Annotated in this window: 22 protein-coding genes; 15 read left to right on the top strand and 7 right to left on the bottom strand. The window is 66.5% G+C overall.

From position 1 onward, the window contains the following. Nucleotides 1-82: 82 nt before the first annotated feature. A complete protein-coding gene (radC, locus tag ACWV14_RS08030) occupies nucleotides 83-760 on the top strand; it encodes a RadC family protein (protein ID WP_422085400.1) in 678 nt (225 codons plus the stop codon). Then, nucleotides 760-1,416, top strand: coding sequence for a Smr/MutS family protein (locus ACWV14_RS08025; protein WP_454907415.1), 657 nt, complete (start codon nucleotides 760-762; stop codon nucleotides 1,414-1,416). The genes radC and ACWV14_RS08025 overlap by 1 nt, the downstream gene beginning before the upstream one ends. 57 nt (nucleotides 1,417-1,473) lie before the next feature. On the opposite strand, the gene ACWV14_RS08020 is transcribed toward ACWV14_RS08025, so the two are convergent. The 4 genes from ACWV14_RS08020 to fabV all read right to left on the bottom strand — a co-directional run bounded on the left by ACWV14_RS08020 (nucleotide 1,474) and on the right by fabV (nucleotide 6,695). After that, entirely contained in the window at nucleotides 1,474-3,582 is a 2,109-nt protein-coding gene (locus tag ACWV14_RS08020) for a bifunctional 2',3'-cyclic-nucleotide 2'-phosphodiesterase/3'-nucleotidase (protein WP_454907416.1), read from the bottom strand. A gap of 88 nt (nucleotides 3,583-3,670) precedes the next feature. Beyond that, a complete protein-coding gene (locus ACWV14_RS08015; protein WP_454907417.1) occupies nucleotides 3,671-4,900 on the bottom strand; it encodes an NAD(P)/FAD-dependent oxidoreductase in 1,230 nt (409 codons plus the stop codon). 151 nt (nucleotides 4,901-5,051) lie between these two features. Further along, on the bottom strand, nucleotides 5,052-5,471 hold the full coding sequence (locus ACWV14_RS08010) for a group II truncated hemoglobin (RefSeq protein ID WP_454907418.1): 420 nt from the start codon (nucleotides 5,469-5,471) through the stop codon (nucleotides 5,052-5,054). Nucleotides 5,472-5,498: 27 nt separating this feature from the next. Next, entirely contained in the window at nucleotides 5,499-6,695 is a 1,197-nt protein-coding gene (gene fabV, locus ACWV14_RS08005; RefSeq protein ID WP_454907419.1) for an enoyl-ACP reductase FabV, read from the bottom strand. A gap of 204 nt (nucleotides 6,696-6,899) precedes the next feature. Here fabV and ACWV14_RS08000 point away from each other — a divergent pair, with 204 nt between their 5' ends. The 6 genes from ACWV14_RS08000 (at nucleotide 6,900) to ACWV14_RS07975 (ending at nucleotide 11,619) form a co-directional block, all read left to right on the top strand. After that, entirely contained in the window at nucleotides 6,900-7,238 is a 339-nt protein-coding gene (locus tag ACWV14_RS08000; protein ID WP_454907421.1) for a hypothetical protein, read from the top strand. Nucleotides 7,239-7,330: 92 nt separating this feature from the next. Then, nucleotides 7,331-8,158, top strand: a complete 828-nt coding sequence (locus ACWV14_RS07995; protein WP_106937103.1) for an ABC transporter substrate-binding protein — start codon at nucleotides 7,331-7,333, stop codon at nucleotides 8,156-8,158. Between the two features lie 159 nt (nucleotides 8,159-8,317). Then, nucleotides 8,318-9,013, top strand: a complete 696-nt coding sequence (locus ACWV14_RS07990; RefSeq protein ID WP_454907422.1) for an amino acid ABC transporter permease — start codon at nucleotides 8,318-8,320, stop codon at nucleotides 9,011-9,013. 157 nt (nucleotides 9,014-9,170) lie between these two features. Beyond that, complete coding sequence (locus tag ACWV14_RS07985; protein ID WP_081265922.1) at nucleotides 9,171-9,881, top strand: amino acid ABC transporter permease; 711 nt, start codon at nucleotides 9,171-9,173, stop codon at nucleotides 9,879-9,881. Next, nucleotides 9,878-10,621 carry an amino acid ABC transporter ATP-binding protein gene (locus ACWV14_RS07980; protein ID WP_454907423.1) on the top strand — a complete coding sequence of 248 codons (744 nt, stop codon included), beginning with the start codon at nucleotides 9,878-9,880 and terminating at the stop codon, nucleotides 10,619-10,621. Before ACWV14_RS07985 ends, ACWV14_RS07980 begins: the two co-directional genes overlap by 4 nt. Continuing rightward, nucleotides 10,618-11,619, top strand: a complete 1,002-nt coding sequence (locus tag ACWV14_RS07975) for an isopenicillin N synthase family dioxygenase (protein ID WP_454907424.1) — start codon at nucleotides 10,618-10,620, stop codon at nucleotides 11,617-11,619. Before ACWV14_RS07980 ends, ACWV14_RS07975 begins: the two co-directional genes overlap by 4 nt. Here the strand turns inward: ACWV14_RS07975 and ACWV14_RS07970 are convergent. The 3 genes from ACWV14_RS07970 to ACWV14_RS07960 form a co-directional block, all read right to left on the bottom strand. Then, on the bottom strand, nucleotides 11,562-11,885 hold the full coding sequence (locus ACWV14_RS07970; RefSeq protein WP_454907425.1) for a hypothetical protein: 324 nt from the start codon (nucleotides 11,883-11,885) through the stop codon (nucleotides 11,562-11,564). The genes ACWV14_RS07975 and ACWV14_RS07970 overlap by 58 nt on opposite strands. Beyond that, a complete protein-coding gene (locus tag ACWV14_RS07965) occupies nucleotides 11,882-12,577 on the bottom strand; it encodes an HAD family hydrolase (protein ID WP_454907426.1) in 696 nt (231 codons plus the stop codon). The genes ACWV14_RS07970 and ACWV14_RS07965 overlap by 4 nt, the downstream gene beginning before the upstream one ends. An 83-nt stretch (nucleotides 12,578-12,660) precedes the next feature. Next, nucleotides 12,661-13,998 (bottom strand): MFS transporter, encoded by a 1,338-nt coding sequence (locus ACWV14_RS07960; protein WP_454907427.1) that lies wholly within the window; start codon nucleotides 13,996-13,998, stop codon nucleotides 12,661-12,663. Nucleotides 13,999-14,175: 177 nt separating this feature from the next. On the opposite strand from ACWV14_RS07960, the gene cyoA reads away from it, so the two are divergent. The 7 genes from cyoA to ACWV14_RS07925 are packed head-to-tail and all read left to right on the top strand — an operon-like array spanning nucleotide 14,176 to nucleotide 20,984. Further along, complete coding sequence (cyoA, locus tag ACWV14_RS07955) at nucleotides 14,176-15,201, top strand: ubiquinol oxidase subunit II (protein WP_081265928.1); 1,026 nt, start codon at nucleotides 14,176-14,178, stop codon at nucleotides 15,199-15,201. 1 nt (nucleotide 15,202) lies between these two features. Further along, on the top strand, nucleotides 15,203-17,206 hold the full coding sequence (cyoB, locus tag ACWV14_RS07950) for a cytochrome o ubiquinol oxidase subunit I (RefSeq protein WP_422085385.1): 2,004 nt from the start codon (nucleotides 15,203-15,205) through the stop codon (nucleotides 17,204-17,206). Next, nucleotides 17,199-17,840 (top strand): cytochrome o ubiquinol oxidase subunit III, encoded by a 642-nt coding sequence (gene cyoC, locus ACWV14_RS07945; protein WP_422085384.1) that lies wholly within the window; start codon nucleotides 17,199-17,201, stop codon nucleotides 17,838-17,840. Before cyoB ends, cyoC begins: the two co-directional genes overlap by 8 nt. Continuing rightward, nucleotides 17,837-18,244 carry a cytochrome o ubiquinol oxidase subunit IV gene (cyoD, locus tag ACWV14_RS07940; RefSeq protein WP_454907428.1) on the top strand — a complete coding sequence of 136 codons (408 nt, stop codon included), beginning with the start codon at nucleotides 17,837-17,839 and terminating at the stop codon, nucleotides 18,242-18,244. The genes cyoC and cyoD overlap by 4 nt, the downstream gene beginning before the upstream one ends. Beyond that, nucleotides 18,244-19,050 (top strand): SURF1 family protein, encoded by an 807-nt coding sequence (locus tag ACWV14_RS07935; RefSeq protein ID WP_454907429.1) that lies wholly within the window; start codon nucleotides 18,244-18,246, stop codon nucleotides 19,048-19,050. Before cyoD ends, ACWV14_RS07935 begins: the two co-directional genes overlap by 1 nt. Then, entirely contained in the window at nucleotides 19,034-20,458 is a 1,425-nt protein-coding gene (locus ACWV14_RS07930; RefSeq protein WP_454907430.1) for an ATP-binding protein, read from the top strand. The genes ACWV14_RS07935 and ACWV14_RS07930 overlap by 17 nt, the downstream gene beginning before the upstream one ends. Further along, nucleotides 20,439-20,984, top strand: coding sequence for a response regulator transcription factor (locus ACWV14_RS07925; protein WP_454907431.1), 546 nt, complete (start codon nucleotides 20,439-20,441; stop codon nucleotides 20,982-20,984). The genes ACWV14_RS07930 and ACWV14_RS07925 overlap by 20 nt, the downstream gene beginning before the upstream one ends. Nucleotides 20,985-21,077 lie beyond the last annotated feature (93 nt).

The raw sequence follows: 21,077 nt of genomic DNA, 5'->3' as shown, positions 1-21,077 counted from the left end.
AGGTAGGTGTCCCGATAAACTGGATCTCATTTTAAGGACCGGGGCTTCCACCCGGCTCCGCCAAGGTTTCACCCAGGGTTTCATGGCATTCAAGGATCTCCCTCTCGACGCCCGTCCACGCGAAAAACTCATCTCGCGAGGCGCCGCCGCGCTGGCGGATGCCGAGTTGCTGGCCCTGCTGCTGCGCACCGGCGTGGCGGGCAAGAACGTGCTGCAACTGGCCCAGCAACTGCTCGAGCGCTTCGGCGGCCTGTCGGGCCTGCTGCACACCGGCGCCGACGACCTCAAGGCCGTCAAGGGCATGGGCGGCACCGCCAAGCGCTCCGAACTGATCGCGGTGCTCGAACTGGCGCGACGCGCCATGGGCGAGAAGCTCAAGGAGCGCACGGTGTTCGACTCGCCCGAGGCGGTCAAGCAATACCTGCAGCTGCACATCGGCTCGCGGCCGCACGAGGTGTTCGTGGTCGTGTTCCTCGACGTGCAGCACCGCCTCATCATGCTGGAAGAAATGTTCCGTGGCACGCTCACGCAGACCAGCGTCTACCCGCGCGAGGTGGTCACGCGTGCCATCCACCACCAGGCCGCGGCCGTGGTGCTGGCCCACAACCATCCCAGCGGCAGCATCGAGCCGTCGCGCGCCGACGAATCGCTCACGCAGACGCTGCGCGCCGCACTCGCGCTGGTCGACGTGCGCGTGCTCGACCATGTCATCGTGAGCCCCGGCCAGAGCTTCTCGATGGCCGAGAAAGGATTGCTCTGATGCCCCAACGTTCACCCGCGCTCAAGAATCTCGCCGACCTCAAGCAGGTTCAGCGCGTGCTGGCCGAAACCCGCGAGCGCGAAGCGGCAGAGGCGGCTGCCAAGGCCGCCGCCGAACGCAAGCGCGCCGCCGAGAAAGACCTGTTCGCCCGCGCCATCGGCGCCACCGAACCGCTGCGCCGCAAGGCGGCAGTGCCGCTCGCGCCCGAGCCGCCGGCGCCCATCCCGGTGCAGCACCAGCTCGACGAGCAGCGGGTGCTGCGCGAATCGCTGTCCGACGAGTTCGACGTGACCACGCTGCTCGACGTGGACGACGCCATGAGCTTTCGCCGCCCCGGCATCGGCACCGACGTGACGGCCCGGCTGCGCAAGGGCGACTGGTCCATCCAGGCGCAGGTCGACCTGCACGGGCTGCGCAGCGACGAGGCGCGCGAAGCGCTCGGCAGCTTCATCCGCAATGCCTACAAGCAGGGTTTGCGCTGCGTGCGCGTGGTGCACGGCAAGGGCCTGGGCTCGCCGGGCAAGCAGCCCGTGCTCAAGACCAAGACGCAGCGCTGGCTGATCCAGAAGAACGAGGTGCTCGCCTTCGTGCAGGCGAAGCCGGCGGAAGGCGGCGCCGGGGCGCTGGTAGTGCTGCTGGCGCCCGCGCGGCGCTGAGCCACGAGGCAGGCAGGAGACGCCGCCGGACGCCACCAGCCTGCCTTCATTTGCCTCTTACGGGTTCAGGTCGAGCTTGTAGCGCGATTGCCCCTTGCCGCCACCGTCGTCCGCAGCCAGCAGCGAGATGTTGGTCAACCCCGCGGCCGTGGCCGCACCCAACTGATTCGGCGCCGAAGAGAACACCACGTTGCCCGCCGTCGCGACCTTGGTGAAGGTCCAGCTGCGCGCTGCACCGTTGGTTGCGCGCGTGATGGTCTTCTTGGCCTTGATGTAGGCGATCAGCACGTCGCGGTTCGCGTCGGGCGACGGGTAGATCGTCGCGCGGCCGTCCAGCGCGGGAATGAAGCTCGCGCCGCTGGTCGCACGGTAGTTGTTCGTCGCGATGACGAACTCCTTCGCCGTGTCGATGGGTGCGCCCATGTACATCAGGTTCTTGATGCGGCTGCCCACCGCCTGGGTCACGTCGATCTCGTACTGCACATCCGGCGTGGTGAACATGTCGAAGTTGTAGCCCGGGAAGGTGCTGATCAGCTGCTGGTCCGTCGCCAGTGCCGGATCGATCCTGTTGAAGCGCTTGGCGGCGGCTTCGAGCCAGCCCTTGATCTCGGCGCCCGTCACCTTCACCGCGTACACCGTGTTGGGGTACAGGTACAGGTCGGCCGCGTTGTTGATCGCCACGTTGCCGGCCGCCACGTCCGTGTAGTCGCGGGCGCCTTCATAGCCCGACTTGAAGGGCGCGCTCACCGACAGCACCGGCAGGCTCGCGTACTGCGGCAGGTTGGCCTGGATGTAGTTCTTCACGTAGTCGGCCTGCGCCTGGTTCACGATCTGGATCGCGCCAGGGTCGCCCACGTCCGCGAAGTAGGTGCTCATCTGGAAGTCGGTGGTGCCGATCGGCGTCTTCACGTAGGCGATGGTGGCCTGGTGCTGCGTTTCGACCAGCGGCGCGACGCTCGAGTCGGCATCGACGTAGTTCGCCTTGCCCGCGCCGTCCTTGCCGGTCTGCGTGGAGCGCGCCTCGACGAAGGTCTTGGCCTTGTCCACGCCCCATGCCTTGCCGTCGTACACCAGGTCGAGCTTGATCAGGCCCAGCGCCTTGCCCCACGAGCTGGCCATCACGGCAGGCACGCCGTTGACGGTGCCTGCGGCATTGTCCACGCCGGCCTGCGTGTAGCCCGGCTTCGCGCTGCGATCGGGGAACGTGCCATGCTGGTGGCCCATCATCAGAGCGTCGATGCCCGCCACCTTCGACAGGTAGAGCCCGGGGCTTTCCATCGTCGGCGAGTACGGCGATGCATCGAGGCCGCCGTGCTGCAGCGCGACCACGATGTCGGCGCCCTTGGCGCGCAGTTCAGGGACGTATTTGGTGGCGGCTTCGACGGCGCCTTCGGTGCGCACCTTGCCTTCGAGGAAACGCTTGTCCCAGTTCAGGATGCCGGGCGTGGTGAAGCCGATCACGCCGACCTTCACCGGCACCGTCACGGTCTTGCCGTCGGGTGCCGTGGCGGTGAACTGCTTGGTCATGATGGCGTACGGCGCGAGCAGCGGCTTGCCGCTCTTCACGCTCTGCACGTTGGCCAGCACCATGGGGAAGGTCGGGCCGGCGCACTTTTTGGTGCCGTCCACGCCTTCGACGTCGAGGCCGCCGCCGATCACCTGGTTGAGGAAATCGAGGCCGTAGTTGAACTCGTGGTTGCCCAGCGTGCCGGCGTCGTAGCCGGTGGCGTTCATGGCCTTGTAGATAGACAGCGGCTGCGTGCACGGAACCCGGCTCACCAGGGCCTCGTAGTCGGCCAGCGCCGTGCCCTGGATGGTGTCGCCGTTGTCGAACAGCATCGTGTTCGGGAATTCCTTGCGCGCCGCGTTGATCAGCGTGGTGGTGCGCTCGTAGCCGTACGACTTGTCTTCGGCGAGCTTGAAGTAGTCGTAGCTGCGCACGTTGGCGTGCAGGTCGGTGGTCTCCAGCAAGGCGACCGTGGCGCGCGTGCCCTTGGCAATGGATGCCGGCGCGGGGTCGGTCGTGGGCGTGGAGGTGACCGGGGGAAATACAGTGCCACCACCACCGCTGCCGCCGCCACAGGCGGTCAGCACGGCGGCAATCACGGCGGCACAGGTGGACATGGGGGCGAGGCGCAATAGCGACGTGGCCGCTGCGTTTTTCATCGAGAGCTCCCTCTGCAGGATTGGAGAAGGAGGCAGTCTCTGAAAGCGCAATGACAGGCTGGTGAACCCAGCCTGACTTGCGGCGCAATTACGACAGGTGGTTTTTCAGGGGAATCGAAGCATCGGCTATCACCGCCGGCTCGGGGCTGCGGCCTGCTTCGAGCAGCTTGCGGCTCATCATGTGATCGACCGGTGCGTTCACCGATTCGACGCACACCAGATGTCCATCGACATAGTGGAACAGCGAGAACGCATTGGGGTTCGCGCCCGGACCGGTGCGGCGCACGCTGGTCAGGCCCGGCGTGCCCTCTGCCGGCATGAGGCCCACCATCTGCAGCCGCATGCTGCCCTGGTCGGACCAGAACCACGCCACCGCGTCGTGGTCGCGTGCCGCGCCGGTCAGCGTGGCAACCGCCGTGCGCGCCTGGTCATTCGCGTTCTGCACCGACTCGAGCCGCAACGCGCGGCCAGCGCGGCGATCGGGGAAGCGCGTGCAATCGCCCACGGCCAGCACGTCGGCTGCGCTGGTCTGCATGTGGCTGTCGACCACGATACCGTCGGCGCACTCGATGCCGGCCGCCTGCGCGAGCGCGGTCTCGGGCACGGCGCCGATGCCCAGCAGCAGAAGGTCGACCGGCTGCTTCACGCCGTTGACCTGCACCGACACCAGCCGGTCGCCCTCGACCTCGAACGCGCCCGTCTGCGCACCGAGCACGATGTCGATGCCGGCCGCGCGATGCGTGGCCAGCACATGTGCCGACAGTTCGGGCGACACCGCGCGGCCCAGCAGGCGCGGCGCGCTTTCGATCACCTGCACCGACTTGCCCAGCGCCTTGGCCGTTGCAGCCACTTCGAGCCCGATGAAACCGCCGCCCAGCACCGTGACCGTCTCGGCCGATGCGAGCCGGGTGCGCAGGCGATGCGCCTCGTCGGCGGCGCGCAGGCTGGCGACGTTCTCCAGGCCCGGTTTCAGGTCGGGCATCTGGCGCGCGCGCGTGCCGGTGGCCAGCACAAGCCGTTCCCAAGGCAGCACCGCGCCCGAACGCAGCGTGACGGTGTGCGCATCGGGGTCGATGGCCACGGCGGCGTCGCCCAGGTGCAGCGTGATGCCCGCTTCGCGGTACCAGTCGGCGGCCTTGTGCGGCTGCGTGGTTTCCTCGGCGCTCTTGAGGAAGGCCTTGGACAGCGGCGGGCGGTGGTAGGGCTCGCAGGCCTCTTCGCAGACCAGGTGCACGCGCGCGCCCTGCCCTGCTTCAGCAAGCCCGGCGCATAGCTGGGCCGCGGCGTGGCCGCCGCCGATGATGACGATGGAGTTCATGAAGTGATTTCTTTCGATTCGGTGTTGTGTCATACGGCCGTTGCTGTCTCTTCAAGGAACACCGAGGAACCGGCTTTGCCGGGCCTCCGGTGTTGCCCCCGGCAGGGGGTTGGCGAAGCGACACGAAGTGCGCGAAGCCTGGGGGCGAGCCCTATTCCCCACGGTTGCGCATCCAGTCGGCGGTCTTGAAGAAGGAATCGCGAAGGCGTGCGCGCAGGTCTTCCGGCACGCCCGTCTCGCCCATGGCCTGGTCCATGCAGGCCAGCCACTGGTCGCGTTCCTTGATGCCGATGGTGTGGCCGCCAATGCTCTGCGGCAGGTGCCGCGCGCGCAGCATCGGGTGGCCGAAGCGGTCGGTGTAGTGCTGCGGGCCGCCGAGCCATCCGCACAGGAACCAGAACAGGCGCTGGCGTGCGTTGTCGAGGCTGGAGCCGTGCACCGCGCGCAGTTGCGCGTAGGCGGGCTCGAGGTCCATCAGGTCATAGAAGCGCTCGACCAGCGCCTCCACCTTCGGTTCGCCGCCGATCCAGTCGAACGGCGTGCCGGCGGGCGGCTTTTCTTGAATCTGCATGGGCGCAAGTATCCGTGCCGCAGGTGCTCAGGCCTGCACGAGGTTCGGAATGCCCACGTCGGGGTTCACGTCGGCCTCGTAGTCCACACCTTCCACCGCAAAGCCGAAGAGCCGCAGGAACTCGGTCTTGTAGCCCGCGAAGTCGCTGATGGTGTTCAGGTTCTCGTTGGTCACCTGCGGCCAGAGTTCGAGCACGCGGGCCTGCACCTGCGGCGCCAGTTCCTTGTAGTCGGCGCGCAGGCGGCCTTCTTCGTCGATGTGCGGCGCGCTGCCATAGAGGCTGTCGGCATAGAGGCCATGCACCTGCTCGATGCAGCCCTCGTGCGTGCCCTGCGCCTTCATCACCTTGAACAGCAGCGACAGGTACAGCGGCATCATCGGAATCGCCGAACTGGCCTGCGTGACGACCGCCTTCAGTACCGACACGCGCGCGTCGCCGCCCTTCGCGGCCAGCGTCTCGCGAATGCCCAGCACCTTCTGGTCGAGGTCCTTCTTGGCCGCGCCGATGGAGCCGTTCCAGTAGATGTCGTGCGTGATCTGCTCGCCCAGGTAGGTGAAGGCGGTGGTCTTGGCGCCATCGGCCAGAACGCCGGCCTGCTGCAGCGCGTCGATCCACATCTGCCAGTCTTCACCTCCCATCACGGCCACGGTGTTGTCGATCTCTTCCTGTGTCGCGGGCTCGAGCACCGATTCCTTCACGGTGCCGCTGTCGGTGTCGAGCCCGCGCAGGGTCACCGACTTGCCGATGGGCTTGAGCACCGAGTTGAAGACCTGGCCGGTCTTCGGATGCGTACGGCGCGGCGCGGCCAGGCTGTAGACCACGAGGTCGACCTGCCCCAGATCGGCACGGATGGCGTCGATGGTCAACTGCTTCACCTCGTCGGAGAAGCCGTCGCCGTTGATGCTCTTCGCATAGCGCCCCTCGGCCTCGGCGGCGCGATGGAAGGCGGCGGTGTTGTACCAGCCGGGCGAGCCGGGGCGGTTCTCGCTGCCCGCGCGCTCGAAGAACACGCCGAGCGTGTCCGCGCCGCAGCCGAAGGCGGCGGTGATGCGCGCGGCCAGGCCATAGCCCGTGGACGCGCCGATGACCAGCACCTTCTTCGGGCCACCCGCGATGGGAGGCCGGGCCTTGACGTAGTCGATCTGTTGCCGGACGTTGGCTTCGCAACCCGCCGGATGGGTCGTCACGCAGATGAAGCCGCGCACACGCGGTTTGATGATCATGGAGAACTCGCTGGATGGAATGCTGAGATGTGGAACGCAAGCCGAAGCCGCAGGGAACTGCCGGCGCGCGTTTTTGCGCCGCGAATTTAACCCAGCCCGTGACCGGCGCCTTCAGCAGCCACAAAGGCAGAATGCCACCGGCGCAGCCGCCGAAGCGGCGAACCAAGTCATTTTCTGAGTCTGTCCGCGAGTGGAGGTGAAGGTATGGGAAGTTATTCGGAGATGTACTTTTCAGACGTCAAGACCCCGCCGGGGCGCGGGGAGCTTTCGGATGCATCGTTCAAATACGTACACCTCGACACCGCGTCGGTCGGCTCGATGATCGGCACCGGCCCCGAGTGGCGGCAATCGCTCGAAACGCTGCTGTGCATCTTCGAGACAGACCCCAGCCTCGAGCGACAGGGATGGCACCTGTTCAACAAGCATTACGTCGGAGCCTATCGAGGGGAAGCCGGCAAGAAGCCATGGACGTATTGCGGAAGCAGCGGCACGAACCAGCCAATGCTATGGGAACCACCCGAATCGGGCGCAGCCCGTACATAGCCACGCGCACATGTCGATATATGAATTGACCATTTAATGATCCGAAGTTTTATTGATATGGTCTCGCCCTGCTTTCCCCCAAGGAGAAGAACATGCGCTTGAACCTGATTGCCGCGGCAGTTGCCGCCTCCGCCCTGCTGCTCGGCACCGTCGCACATGCCGACCAGTTGGCCGACATCAAGAAGAAGGGCGAACTGGTCGTCGGCGTGCTCGGAACCGACGAGCCCGCGACCTTCATCGATCCGAAGACGCGCCAGATCGTCGGCTACGAGGTCGACCTGGTGAACGCCATCGCAAAGAAGATCGGCGTGAAGCCGGTGCTCAAGCAGATCGCGGTGGCCGCGCGCATTCCGGAGCTGCAGCAGGGGCACGTCGACCTGGTGGCCGCAGGCCTCACGCACAACAAGGAGCGCGAGGCGCAGATCGATTTCTCGCTCACCACCTTCGTCACCGGCCAGAAGGCCATCGTGAAGAAGGACAGCGGTATCACCGACGTGCCGCAACTCGCCGGCAAGAAGGTGCTGACCATCCGCGGCGGCACCCAGGAGCCGAACATCCGCAAGGCCGTTCCCAACGTCGAGGTCGTGACCTTCGACACCAGCCAGCAGGCCTTCCAGGCGCTGCAGCAAGGCAAGGGCGTGGGCTACGTGGACGACGAGGCCGCGCTGCTGCGCAGCTACGCCAAGCTGGGCCCGCAGAAGGCGCAGTACGTGGTGCTCAAGCAGAACCTGAGCACCGAGGCGCTGGCCATCGGCATCAAGAAGGGCGAGGCCGGCCTGAAGGCCGTGGTGGACGATACGCTGCGCGAGCTCGAGAAGTCGGGCGAGGCCGAGAAGATCTTCATCAAGTGGTATGGCCCGAACACGGCGTCGGGCTTCCAGACGCGCGACTTCAAGCTCGACTCCGACAAGATCGACTGAGCCCGCGTTTCTCCTTCCCCCTCTGGGGAAGGCCGGGATGGGGGCGAGCGGCCTTCGCATGAGCGCCGCATCTTTCCAGACGCCGTCGCGCCCCTACCCCAACCCTCCCCAGCGGGGAGGGAGCCAAGACCCCCTGCGGCAGTGATACTGTCGCCCCCCATGCCCCTGTTCGACTATTCCTTGCTGCTCACCGGCAAGTACCACGACATGCTGGTCGCGGGCCTGCTGCTGTCGCTGCAGCTGCTCGCGGCCGCGCTGGTGCTTGCACTGCCCATCGCGCTGGTGGTGGCGCTGCTGCGGCTGTCGCCGTTCGCGCCGCTGCGCTGGCTCGGCTTTGCATACGTCGAGTCGATCCGCAACATCCCGCTGCTCGCGCACATGCTGTTCTGGTACTTCGGCGCGCCCGAGCTGCTGCCCGAGGGCATCAAGCAATGGCTCTACGCGGGGCACATCGAGGCCTTCAGCGCGGTGATCGCGCTGGCGCTGTACACGGCGGCCTTCATGGCCGAGGACATCCGCAGCGGCATCCGCGCGATTCCCGTGGTGCAGTTCGAGGCCGGGCGCGCGATGGGCTTCAGCTATCTGGCCACCATGCGCCGCGTGGTGCTGCCACAGGCGCTGCGCGTGACCGTTCCGCCGCTCATCTCGCAGACGCTGAGCCTGTGGAAGAACACTTCCATCGCCACCGTGATCGGCGTGGCCGAGCTGATGTACCAGGCCGGGCAGGTCGAGAGCGCGACCTTCCGCAGCTTCGAGTCCTTCGCGTTCGCGAGCGCGGCGTACCTCACCGTGTCGCTGGCCATCACCGGGCTGGCGACCTGGTACCACCACCGCTATCCGGTGCGGACGATATGAAGCACTCCCCCAGGCTGCGCGCACTTCGTGTCGCTTCTCCTCCCCCCTCGCCGGGGGCAACACCGGCGGCCCGGCAAAGCCGGTTCCGCGATGTTTGCGGTCTCGGCCGTGCCGGTTCCGTGCATCGCGAGCCATGTGAAGCGGGAGCTGAGCGCTGATGCTTCAGATCATCAACGACTACTGGGTCTACTTCCTCATCGGGCAGTACCCGAACGGCCCGCTCGGCGGGCTGGTGCTCACGCTGCTGCTGGCCTCCTGCGGGCTGGTGCTCGCGCTGCCGCTGGGCATCGTGCTCGGGCTGGCGCGCGTGAGCCCGTGGCGCTGGCTGCGCTGGCCGGTCACGGGCTTCGTGTTCGTGGTGCGCGGGCTTCCGCTCCTGATGGTGATCTTCTGGGCCTATTTCTTCCTGCCCAGCGTCACCGGCGTGAAGACCGACCAGTTCACCACCATGCTGATCGCGCTGGTGGTGTTCGACGCCGCCTACCTCGCCGAGATCGTGCGCGCCGGCATCCAGGGCCTGCCGCGCGGGCAGATGGAAACCGCCCGCGCGCTGGGCCTGGGCTACGGCCGCGCGATGCGGCTGGTGGTGCTGCCGCAGGCACTGCGCAGCATGCTGCCTTCGCTGGTGAACCAGTTCGTCTCGACCATCAAGGAAACCTCGCTGGGCTACATCATCGGTCTGGCCGAGGTGTCGTTCATCGCTACACAGATCAACACGCAGGTGTTCACCAAGCCGGCGCAGATCTACCTGATATTGGGCGGGACGTATTTCATTCTCTGCTTCGGCCTGTCGCGCTTCGCCTACTGGCTCGAACGCCGGCTCGCGCGCCGCGGCATCTCCACCGCCACCGCCAAGGTGTCCGCATGATCGAACTCGAAAAAATCAACAAGTGGTACGGCAGCTACCACGCGCTGGTCGACATCACCGAGACCATCCACAAGGGCGAAGTCGTCGTGGTGTGCGGGCCATCGGGCTCGGGCAAGTCGACGCTGATACGCACCTTCAACCGGCTGGAGCCGATCCAGTCGGGACGCATCGTGGTCGACGGGCAGGACATCCACGCGCCGGGCCTGGACGTGAACGCCTTCCGCTCGCGCATCGGCTTTGTCTTTCAGCAGTTCAACCTGTTCCCGCATCTCACGGTGCTGCAGAACTGCACGATGGCGCCGATGCAGTTGCGCGGCCTCACGCGCAAGGAGGCCGACGAGCGCGCGATGGTGCTGCTTCACCGCGTGGGCCTGTCGAACAAGGCCAACGCATGGCCCAGCGAACTGTCGGGCGGCCAGCAGCAGCGCGTGGCCATCGCACGCGCGCTGGCCATGCAGCCGCCGCTGATGCTGTTCGACGAGCCCACCAGCGCGCTCGACCCCGAGATGGTCGGCGAGGTGCTGCTGGTGATGCGCGACCTCACGCGCGACGGCATGACCATGGTCTGCGTGACGCACGAGATGGGCTTCGCGCGCGAGGTGGCCGACCGCGTGCTGTTCATGGACGAAGGCAAGGTGCTGGAGCGCGCCACGCCCGACGACTTCTTCAACCGCCCGCAGCATCCGCGCGCGCAGCAGTTCCTGTCCGACATCCGCTCCCCTTTCTCGAGAGACGCATGACCGACGCATCACTCCCGCTCATCGACGTTTCGGCGCTCGTTGCCGGCACCGCCGGGCGCGACGCCGTCGCCGCGCAGATCGGCGCCGCCTGCCGCGCGCACGGCTTCTTCTACGTGACCGGCCACGGCGTCGACCCCGCGCTGGTGCAGCGGCTCGAAGCGCTGAGCCACCGGTTCTTCGACCTGCCCGAAGAAACCAAGATGCAATGGCGCATGGCGCTTGGCGGTCGCGCATGGCGCGGCTTCTTCCCGCTGGGGGGCGAACTGACCTCGGGCCGGCCCGACTGGAAGGAAGGCCTCTACCTCGGCACCGAACTCCCCGCCACCCACCCGCTGGTGCAGGCGAAGACACCGGTGCACGGCCCCAACCTGTTTCCCGACGTGCCGGGCTTTCGCGAAACCATCCTCGACTACATGGCGGCCGTCACACAGCTCGGCCACCGGCTCATGGAAGGCATCGCGCTGAGCCTGGGCCTGCCGGCCGGCTACTTCGCCGAGCGCTACACGGGCGATCCGCTGATCCTGTTCCGCCTGTTCAACTACCCGTCGCAGCCCGTGCCGGAAGGCCTGGACGTGCAATGGGGCGTGGGCGAGCACACCGACTACGGGCTGCTCACGATCCTGCACCAGGACCACATCGGCGGCCTGGCGGTGCACACGCCCGGCGGCTGGATCGACGCGCCGCCGGTTGCGGGCTCGTTCGTCTGCAACATCGGCGACATGCTCGACCGCATGACCGGCGGCCTCTACAAGTCGACGCCGCACCGCGTGAAGCGCAACACCTCGGGGCACGACCGGCTGTCGTTCCCGCTGTTCTTCGACCCGAACTTCGAGGCGCGCGTGCAGCGCATCGAAGGCCTGGCGGGCGCCGAAGCGCGCGACGACAGCGCCGAGCGCTGGGACCGCGCCAACGTGCACGCCTTCAGCGGGCGCTACGGCGACTACCTGCTTGCGAAGGTGTCGAAGGTGTTCCCGCAGCTGCGCGACGAAGTACTCTGAACGGCCGGCGAAGGCTCGTCCAGAAAAGCGTCTTCCCAGCGCTCGATGTCGGCGTCGGGGTCGGAAATGGGCACGAGCTTGTCGCTGCGGCAATAGAAGGTCCAGCCCTCGAACAGCACGTCGTAGTACGTGCCGGGCAGGTAGCGCTCGCTCGGCGCCTCGTAGGGCGGCGAAACCACTTCCACGATCCGTCCCACCGCACGCTCGGTGAAGGGCGACGCCAAACAGCTGTCGACCACATGGCAGAGCGTGCCTATCCTGATCATGCGGGTTGCTTTCCTTGCGTCCCTGCCGGCGACGGAAACCAGCGCGGCAGGTGCGGCACCGCGTCGTGCAGCGACTCGAGCACATGGAACGCCCGACCGGTGATGGCTTCGGGAGGATGCTTGAGGTCGGGCACCACCACGACCCGCAGCCCCGCCGCCAGCGCCGCCTTGGCGCCGTTCTCACTGTCCTCGAAGGCGATGCAGTCGGCCGGGGCCACGTCGAGCCGCTCGGCTGCCAGCAGGTAGAGCGCCGGATCGGGCTTGGCGCGCGTCACCTCGTCGCCGCCCGCAAATGCCGAGAAATGGTGCAGCACGCCGAGGCTGCCGAGGCAGGCCTCGATCTGCCTGCGCGTGGACGACGAGGCCACGGCACATCGGATGCCGCGCTCGCGCAGGGCGCCCAGGAATTCGGCGGCGCCGGGCTTGATGGGAAAGAGCGGCGCGCCATCGGCGCGCTCGAGCTGCAGATACCGGCGCACATGCTCGATGGCATGGCGGTAGGCCTCCGAACCGCCCAGCAGCGACGCGAGGATGTGCTCGGATTCCACGGTGGAGAGCCCGACGACCTGCAGGTACTGGCTGTGAGAAAGCTCGATGTCGAGCGTGCGGGCGGCCTCGATCCAGGCGGCCATGATGGGGCGCTCCGAATCGATCAGCAGCCCGTCCATGTCGAAAATTGCGGCGGCGAACATCCGACGCATCCTAATGAAAAAGGGGCCGAACCGGCCCCTTTGGAAGAAACAACCGCTGCGCGCGCTGCGGCTTGGCGACCTGGTCAGTCGCGTGCCAGCGCCCGGTTCAGCCCCAGCGCGGCCAGCGTGGCGACAGCACCCGACAGCAGGTACACGCTCACATAGGCCAGGCCAAAGTGTGCCGACAGGCCCAGCGCGACCAGCGGCGCGAACGCCGCGCCGACCAGCCATGCCACGTCGGCCGTCAGGGCGGCGCCAACGTAGCGGTACTTGGGCGCGAAGTTCGAGGTCACGGCGCCGGCTGCCTGGCCGTACGACAGGCCCAGGATCACGAAGCCCACCAGGATGAAGATGTCCTGGCCGATGCGCCCGCCGTCGAGCAGCGTGGGTGCGAAGCCGCTGAACGCGGCGATCACGGCAGCCAGCCCGCCCAGTGTGAAGCGGCGGCCGATGCGGTCGGCCAGCAGGCCCGAAGCCACGATGCCGGCGGCGCCGAGCACAGCGCCGATCATCTGCACGACCAGGAATTCGGTGACGGACTGGTCGGAATACAGCGTGATCCACGACAGCGGGAACACGGTGATCAGGTGGAACAGCGCATAGCTGGCCAGCGCGGCGAAGGCGCCGATCAGGACGTTCGAGCCTTGCGAGCTGACCAGCTCGGTCACGCTGGTGGGTTCCAGTTCACGCTCTTCGAGCAGGCGCGAGTATTCGTCGGTGGCCACCAGGCGCAGGCGGGCGAACAGCGCCACCACGTTGATGGCGAAGGCCACGTAGAAGCTGTAGCGCCAGCCCCAGTCGAGGAAGTCTTCCGACGGCAGGCTCGAATACAGGTAGGCGAACAGCGCGCTGGCAATGAAGAAGCCGATGGGAGCGCCCAGCTGGCCCAGCATGGCGTACCAGCCGCGGCGGTTGGCAGGCGCGTTCAGCGCGAGCAGCGACGGCAGGCCGTCCCACGAACCGCCCAGCGCCAGCCCCTGGCCGAAGCGGAAGACCGACAGCAGCACGATGGCCGTGAAGCCCAGGCTGGCGTAGCCCGGCAGGAAGGCGATGCCGGCGGTCGACGTGCCGAGCACGAAAAGCGCCAGGGTCAGCTTGGCTTCCCGCCCGAAACGTCGCTGGATGGCCATCGAGATGACAGTTCCGAACGGACGCGCGATGAAGGCGAACGAAAAAATCAGGAAAGAGTAGAGAACACCTTCAAGATGTTGCTCGAACGGGAAGAAAACCGCAGGAAACACCAGCACCGAGGCGATGCCGTAGACGAAAAAGTCGAAATATTCGGATGCGCGGCCGATGATCACGCCAACCGCGATCTCGCCGGGGGCGATGTGCGAGTGGTCGTCACCCTGCCGGGCGCCGACTTCGGGCGAGTTCGGCAGCGGATGGGCGCCTTGCGGACTGATGCTGGACGTCGTCATTGCTTCTGTAATTCGGGTGTCACCTCAGGAAGTGACACATGGGATCATGGACAACCTATAGCGTCTCACCGAAACACATTTACCGCCATAGGACAAAACGTCCAATAGGCGAAACCCGTCTTCGGGCGTAGATTGTGGGGTCTTTTTGCGTCGCCCTCGCACCTCTTTTCCCCCGGCATGCACATCCTCAAGAACTTTCGCCGATCGCTCCTGCTGCTTCCCGCCGTCCTCCTGGCGGGCTGCAACACGGTGCTGATGAACCCATCCGGCGACATCGCCCACCAGCAGGGACGCCTCATCGTCGTCTCCACCGTGCTGATGCTGATCATCATCATCCCGGTGATCGCCCTGACCATCTTCTTCGCCTGGCGATACCGCCAGTCGAACAAGGAGGCCACCTACAGCCCCGACTGGGACCACTCCACCCAGCTCGAGCTGGCGATCTGGGCGGCGCCGCTGCTCATCATCATCGCGCTGGGCGCGATCACCTGGATCAGCACCCACGTGCTCGACCCCTACCAGCCGCTGCGCCGCCTCGACGCCCAGCGCCCGATCCCCGCGGATACCAAGCCGCTGGTGGTCGAAGTGGTGGCGCTCGACTGGAAGTGGCTGTTCATCTACCCCGAGCAGGGCATCGCCACGGTGAACGAGCTGGCCGCCCCGGTGGACCGCCCGATCAGCTTCAAGATCACGGCCTCCTCGGTCATGAACTCCTTCTTCATCCCCGCGCTGGCCGGCCAGATCTATGCGATGCCGGGCATGGAGACCAAGCTGCACGCGGTGATCAACAAGCCGGGCGAATTCGACGGCTTCTCCGCCAACTACAGCGGCGCCGGCTTTTCGGGCATGCGCTTCAAGTTCCACGGCCTGAGCGACGGCGACTTCGACCAATGGGTCCAGAAGGTCAAGGCCGGCAAGGACGGCGAACTCACGCGCGAGCTCTACAAGAAGCTCGAGGCCCCCAGCGAGCGCGAACCCGTGCGCCACTACGCGGCCGTGGACCCCGCCCTGTACGACGCCATCCTCAACCTGTGCGTCGACCGCAACAAGATGTGCATGAAGGAAATGATGGCCATCGACGCCGACGGCGGCATGGGCAAGCCCGGCGCCTTCAACGTTGCCACCAAGCAAGCCTGGCTGACCGATTCCCTCGACACGCCCAAGCGCAAGTACGTCACCGCGATGTGCACCACCGAAGAATAAGATGTTGCAGAACCTAGACCTGACGAAGCTCGTCTTCGGCCGCCTCACCTGGGAGGCGATTCCCTACCACGAGCCCATCCTGCTCGCGACCTTCGCGGGCGTGGTGCTGGGCGGCATCGCCGTCCTCGGCGCACTCACCTACTTCAAGCTGTGGGGCATGCTGTGGCGCGACTGGATCACCAGCATCGACCACAAGAAGATCGGCATCATGTACATCATCCTGGGCCTGGTGATGCTGCTGCGCGGCTTCGCCGACGCCCTGATGATGCGGGCCCAGCAGGCCATGGCCTTCGGCGACAACGCCGGCTTCCTGCCGCCGCACCACTACGACCAGGTCTTCACCGCCCACGGCGTGATCATGATCTTCTTCGTGGCGATGCCGCTGGTCACGGGCCTCATGAACTTCGTGGTGCCGCTGCAGATCGGCGCGCGCGACGTGGCCTTCCCGTTCCTGAACAACTTCAGCTTCTGGATGACCACCTTCGGCGCCGGCCTCGTGATGGCGTCGCTGTTCGTCGGCGAATTCGCCAAGACCGGCTGGCTGGCCTACCCGCCGCTGTCGGGCATTCTCTACAGCCCCGACGTGGGGGTCGACTACTACATATGGTCGTTGCAGATAGCGGGGGTGGGCACGTTGCTGTCCGGCGTGAACCTGCTGGCGACCATCGTGAAGATGCGCGCACCCGGCATGACCATGATGAAGATGCCCGTCTTCACCTGGACCGCCCTGTGCACCAACGTGCTGATCGTCGCCGCCTTCCCGGTGCTGACCGCCGTGCTGGCCCTGCTGTCGCTCGACCGCTACGCAGGCACCAACTTCTTCACGAACGACATGGGCGGCAACGCCATGATGTACGTGAACCTGATCTGGATCTGGGGCCACCCCGAGGTGTACATCCTGATCCTGCCGGCCTTCGGCATCTTCTCGGAAGTGGTCTCCACCTTCTCCGGCAAGCGACTGTTCGGCTACGCCTCGATGGTTTACGCCACGGTCGTGATCACCATCCTGTCGTACCTCGTCTGGCTGCACCACTTCTTCACCATGGGCTCCGGCGCCAGCGTGAACTCGTTCTTCGGCATCACGACGATGATCATCTCGATCCCGACAGGGGCGAAGATCTTCAACTGGCTCTTCACCATGTACCGCGGCCGCATCCGTTTCGAGCTGCCCATGATGTGGACCATCGGCTTCATGATCACCTTCGTGATCGGCGGCATGACCGGCGTGCTGCTGGCCGTTCCCCCGGCCGACTTCGTGCTGCACAACAGCCTGTTCCTGATCGCCCACTTCCACAACGTGATCATCGGCGGCGTGCTGTTCGGCATGCTGGCCGGCATCACCTACTGGTTCCCGAAGGCCTTCGGCTACAAGCTCGACCCGTTCTGGGGCAAGTGCTCGTTCTGGTTCTGGATCGTCGGCTTCTGGTTCGCCTTCATGCCGCTGTACATCCTGGGCCTGATGGGCGTGACCCGCCGCATGAGCCACTTCCAGGACATGTCGCTGCAGATCTGGTTCCAGGTCGCCGCCTTCGGCGCCGTGCTGATCGCGCTGGGCATCGCCTCGTTCATCATCCAGCTGGTGGTGAGCTTCATCCGCCGCGAATCGCTGCGCGACACCACGGGCGACCCGTGGAACGGCCGCACGCTGGAATGGTCGACCTCGTCGCCCCCGCCGGCCTACAACTTCGCGTTCACGCCGCGCGTGCACGACAACGATGCCTGGTCCGACATGAAGGCACGCGGCTACGAGCGCCCGCTGGAAGGCTTCAGCCCGATCCACATGCCCAAGAACACGGCTGCCGGCTTCATCATCGCGGCGCTGGCAGCGGCGTGCGGCTTCGCGCTGATCTGGCAGATGTGGCTCGTGGCCGGCATCGGCTTCGTCGCCATGCTCGCCGCCACGATCATCCATACCTTCAACTACAAGCGCGACTACCACATCCCCACGGAAGAAGTCGTCCGCACCGAAGACGCGCGCACGCGCCTGCTGGCTGCCAATGTCTAATAACACCGCTCTTTCTTCCGCCGCCGTGAACGCGCCAGCATTCGAAGTCTTCAACGTCCGCAACGAAGACCACCATCCGGAGAACGGAACCCTGCTGGGGTTCTGGCTCTACCTGATGAGCGACTGCCTGATCTTCGCCTGCCTGTTCGCGGTGTACGGCGTGCTGGGCCGCAGCTATGCGGCCGGCCCCTCGGGCGCCGACCTGTTCGACCTGCCGCTGGTGGCGATCAACACCTCGCTGCTGCTGCTGTCGTCCATCACGTACGGCTTCGCCATGCTGCAGATGCAGCAGCGCCGCATGGGCGGCGTGCTGGTGTGGCTGGCCATCACCGGCCTGCTGGGCGCGGGCTTCATCGGCCTCGAGCTGTATGAATTCGCGCACCTGATCCACGAAGGCGCCGGCCCGCAACGCAGCGCGTTCCTGTCGTCGTTCTTCGCGCTGGTGGGCACCCACGGCCTGCACGTGACCTTCGGCATCGTCTGGCTCATCGTGCTGATGTTCCAGCTGCCCAAGCACGGCTTCACCGCCGCCAACCGCCGCCGCCTGATGTGCCTGTCGATGTTCTGGCACTTTCTGGACGTGGTCTGGATCGGCGTCTTCACCTTCGTGTACCTGATGGGATCGCTGCAATGAGCGCGCATATCGAAACCGCCGGCCATGGCGCACATGGCCACGACAGCCATGACCACCACGACGATGGTCCGGTGAGCCACAGCACCTTCAAGGGCTACATGACCGGCTTCGTGCTGGCCGTGGTCCTCACCGCCATTCCGTTCTGGCTGGTGATGGCCAAGGTGTTCGACAAGCCGAACACCACCGCCCTCGTCATCCTGGCTTTCGCCGTGGTGCAGATCGTGGTGCACATGGTCTATTTCCTGCACATGGACGCCAAGTCCGAAGGCGGCTGGAACATGCTGGCACTGATCTTCACGCTCGTCGTCGTGGTCATCACGCTGGCCGGTTCGCTGTGGGTCATGTACCACATGAACACGAACATGATGCCGCACTCGATGCACGACATGAAGAACATGCCCTGATGGCGCCGGCAGTCCGCCAGCGCTCCACCGCCGCACGGGTGGCGCTGGCGGTCCTTGCCGTCATCGCCTTCTGCGGCTTCCTCGCGCTTGGCACCTGGCAGGTCGAGCGCAGGGCCTGGAAGCTCGATCTCATCGCCCGCGTCGAACAGCGCGTGCATGCCCCGGCCACCACGGCCCCCGGGCGAAACGAATGGCCCACCGTCAACGCGGCCAACGACGAATACCGGCACATCCGCATCGCCGGCACTTTCCTCCACGACAAAGAAACCCTGGTGCAGGCCAGCACCCGGCTCGGCGCCGGCTTCTGGGTGCTGACCCCGCTGCGCGCGGCCGACGGCACCGTGGTGCTGGTCAACCGGGGCTTCGTGCCCCCCGAGGCACGCGAACGCTCGGCCCGCACCGCGGCCGAGCCCCAGGGCGAGACCACCGTCGCCGGCCTGCTGCGCCTCACAGAGCCCAAGGGCGGCTTCCTGCGCAAGAACGACCCGGCGGCCGACCGCTGGTTCTCGCGCGACGTGCAGGCCATTGCCGCCGCGCGCGGCCTGACCGACGTGGCGCCCTACTTCATCGACGCCGAGGCCGCGCCCGCCGCCCCCGCCACTGCTGGCACGCAGGCCGCCGACACCCCCGCCTGGCCCGCCGCGGGCCTGACCGTCATCGCCTTCCCCAACAGCCACCTCGTCTACGCACTGACCTGGTATGGCCTTGCGCTGATGGTGCTGATCGCAGCCTGGTTCGTACGCCGCAGCGAAAATGCGGCCGATGCCGACGCCCGCCCCGCCCCACAAGATGCCCGCCGCGACTGAGGCCGTCGCGGTCGCGGGGGAGCTTCATGCCCCGCGCGCCGGCGTCGCCAGCCTCGACAACGCCACCGGCCACCAGAACATGCAGCAGCTGATCCAGCTGCGCTGGTTTGCCGTGGTCGGGCAGGTCGTCACCATCCTCGTGGTGCACTACGGTTTTGCCATCCGGCTGCCGCTGGACCACATGCTGCAGGTGCTGACCTGCCTGGCGCTCTTCAACATGGTGAGCCTGCTGCGCGCGCGCAGCCACCGGCGCGTGACCAACGGCGAACTGTTCCTTGCGCTGCTGGTCGACGTGGCCACGCTCACGGCCCAGCTCTACCTGAGCGGCGGCGCCACCAACCCCTTCGTGTTCCTGTTCCTGCTGCAGGTGACGCTGGGCGCTGTGCTGCTGAAGCCCTGGTCGACCTGGACCATCGTGGTCATCACCAGCATCTGCTTTGCCGGGCTGGCGCTGTTCTCGCGCCCGCTCGCGCTGCCGCTGGACCACAACCGCGGCCTCTGGAGCCCCTACATCCAGGGCATGCTGGTGTGCTTTGCGCTGAACGCCGCGCTGCTCGTGATCTTCATCACCCGCATCAGCCGCAACCTGCGCGCCCGCGACGCGCGGCTGGCCGACCTGCGCCAGCGTGCCTCGGAAGAAGAACACATCGTGCGCATGGGCCTGCTGGCCTCGGGCGCTGCGCACGAACTGGGCACGCCGCTGGCCACGCTGGCGGTGATCCTGGGCGACTGGCGCCGGCTGCCGCACTTCAGCTCCGACCCCGAGCTGCTGACCGAGGTGGCCGAGATGGAGCTGCAGATCCAGCGCTGCAAGAGCATCGTGAGCGGCATCCTGCTGTCGGCCGGCGAGGCGCGCGGCGAGTCGTCCGAGGAAACCACCGTCAGCACCTTCCTGGACGACCTGATCGAAGAGTGGCGCACCACCCGCCCCATCGAGGACTTCGAGTACGACAACCACTTTGGCCGGGACCTGCCCATGGTTTCCGACTCCGCCCTCAAGCAGATGATCTGCAACGTGCTGGACAATGCGCTGGAGGCATCGCCGCACTGGCTGCGCCTGGAGGCGGCACACGACGCCGACGCGCTGACGATCACGGTCACGGACGCGGGCCCCGGCTTCCTGCCGGCCATCCTGAAGGAGTTCGGCAAACCCTACCAGTCGAGCAAGGGCCGCCCCGGCGGCGGGCTGGGCCTGTTCCTGGTCGTGAACGTGGCGCGCACTGTCGGCGGCCGGGTTGCCGCGGGCAACCGGCCCGAAGGCGGTGCGATCGTGAAGATCACGCTGCCGCTGGCGGCCATCGTGCTGGAAGAAGAGGAAGACGAGGACGACGACGGCGGACAGGAAGCCCAAGAAGCCCTCGACCACGGGACCACCGAAACACAAGGCCATGACCGAAACCGAAGCTGAGCGCCAGTTGCTGATCGTCGAGGACGACGATGCCTTCGCGCGCACGCTCGGCCGTTCGTTCGAGCGCCGCGGCTATGCCGTGACGCACGCGAGCAACCTCGAGGAGACAGGCGCCTTGCTGGAGACGCTGTCGCCCGGCTATGCGGTGGTCGACCTCAAGCTCAACGGCGAGGCCTCGGGCCTGGCCTGCGTGCAGATGCTGCACCGTCACAACGCCAAGATGCTGATCGTGGTGCTGACGGGCTTTGCGAGCATTGCCACGGCGGTGGAAGCCATCAAGCTCGGCGCCTGCCACTACCTGGCCAAGCCGTCGAACACCGACGACATCGAGGCCGCCTTCGGACGCGCCGCCGGCACCACCGAGGTCGAGCTGACCAACCGCTCCACCTCGATCAAGACGCTCGAATGGGAGCGCATCCACGAGACGCTGGCCGAGACCGGCTTCAATATTTCAGAGACCGCGCGCAGGCTCGGCATGCACCGGCGCACGCTGGCGCGCAAGCTGGGCAAGCAGCAGGTCAAGTAGGCCCCGCGATCGGGAAGAAGCCCTTGGTCGCAAGCTGGTCAAGCCGGCAGAACGCGTGGCACGGTTCTGGCAAGCTTGAGGCCGCAAATCCAT

It is taken from the genome of Variovorax durovernensis (genome assembly GCF_977011995.1).
Note: the sequence above shows the minus strand (reverse complement) of the source record. Positions and strands in the feature narration are given on the sequence as shown.

Excerpts from the sequence above, each read along its gene's own strand:
- ACWV14_RS07975 (WP_454907424.1), top strand. The coding sequence starts at position 10,618 with ATGACCGACGCATCACTCCCGCTCATCGACGTTTCGGCGCTCGTTGCC.
- ACWV14_RS07985 (WP_081265922.1), top strand. The coding sequence starts at position 9,171 with ATGCTTCAGATCATCAACGACTACTGGGTCTACTTCCTCATCGGGCAG.
- ACWV14_RS07970 (WP_454907425.1), bottom strand. The coding sequence starts at position 11,885 with ATGATCAGGATAGGCACGCTCTGCCATGTGGTCGACAGCTGTTTGGCG.
- ACWV14_RS08015 (WP_454907417.1), bottom strand. The coding sequence starts at position 4,900 with ATGAACTCCATCGTCATCATCGGCGGCGGCCACGCCGCGGCCCAGCTA.
- cyoA (WP_081265928.1), top strand. The coding sequence starts at position 14,176 with ATGCACATCCTCAAGAACTTTCGCCGATCGCTCCTGCTGCTTCCCGCC.
- fabV (WP_454907419.1), bottom strand. The coding sequence starts at position 6,695 with ATGATCATCAAACCGCGTGTGCGCGGCTTCATCTGCGTGACGACCCAT.
- ACWV14_RS07980 (WP_454907423.1), top strand. The coding sequence starts at position 9,878 with ATGATCGAACTCGAAAAAATCAACAAGTGGTACGGCAGCTACCACGCG.
- ACWV14_RS08025 (WP_454907415.1), top strand. The coding sequence starts at position 760 with ATGCCCCAACGTTCACCCGCGCTCAAGAATCTCGCCGACCTCAAGCAG.
- ACWV14_RS07930 (WP_454907430.1), top strand. The coding sequence starts at position 19,034 with ATGCCCGCCGCGACTGAGGCCGTCGCGGTCGCGGGGGAGCTTCATGCC.
- cyoD (WP_454907428.1), top strand. The coding sequence starts at position 17,837 with ATGAGCGCGCATATCGAAACCGCCGGCCATGGCGCACATGGCCACGAC.
- ACWV14_RS07935 (WP_454907429.1), top strand. The coding sequence starts at position 18,244 with ATGGCGCCGGCAGTCCGCCAGCGCTCCACCGCCGCACGGGTGGCGCTG.
- ACWV14_RS07990 (WP_454907422.1), top strand. The coding sequence starts at position 8,318 with ATGCCCCTGTTCGACTATTCCTTGCTGCTCACCGGCAAGTACCACGAC.
- radC (WP_422085400.1), top strand. The coding sequence starts at position 83 with ATGGCATTCAAGGATCTCCCTCTCGACGCCCGTCCACGCGAAAAACTC.
- ACWV14_RS07965 (WP_454907426.1), bottom strand. The coding sequence starts at position 12,577 with ATGTTCGCCGCCGCAATTTTCGACATGGACGGGCTGCTGATCGATTCG.
- ACWV14_RS07925 (WP_454907431.1), top strand. The coding sequence starts at position 20,439 with ATGACCGAAACCGAAGCTGAGCGCCAGTTGCTGATCGTCGAGGACGAC.
- ACWV14_RS08010 (WP_454907418.1), bottom strand. The coding sequence starts at position 5,471 with ATGCAGATTCAAGAAAAGCCGCCCGCCGGCACGCCGTTCGACTGGATC.
- cyoC (WP_422085384.1), top strand. The coding sequence starts at position 17,199 with ATGTCTAATAACACCGCTCTTTCTTCCGCCGCCGTGAACGCGCCAGCA.
- ACWV14_RS07960 (WP_454907427.1), bottom strand. The coding sequence starts at position 13,998 with ATGACGACGTCCAGCATCAGTCCGCAAGGCGCCCATCCGCTGCCGAAC.
- ACWV14_RS07995 (WP_106937103.1), top strand. The coding sequence starts at position 7,331 with ATGCGCTTGAACCTGATTGCCGCGGCAGTTGCCGCCTCCGCCCTGCTG.
- ACWV14_RS08000 (WP_454907421.1), top strand. The coding sequence starts at position 6,900 with ATGGGAAGTTATTCGGAGATGTACTTTTCAGACGTCAAGACCCCGCCG.
- ACWV14_RS08020 (WP_454907416.1), bottom strand. The coding sequence starts at position 3,582 with ATGAAAAACGCAGCGGCCACGTCGCTATTGCGCCTCGCCCCCATGTCC.
- cyoB (WP_422085385.1), top strand. The coding sequence starts at position 15,203 with ATGTTGCAGAACCTAGACCTGACGAAGCTCGTCTTCGGCCGCCTCACC.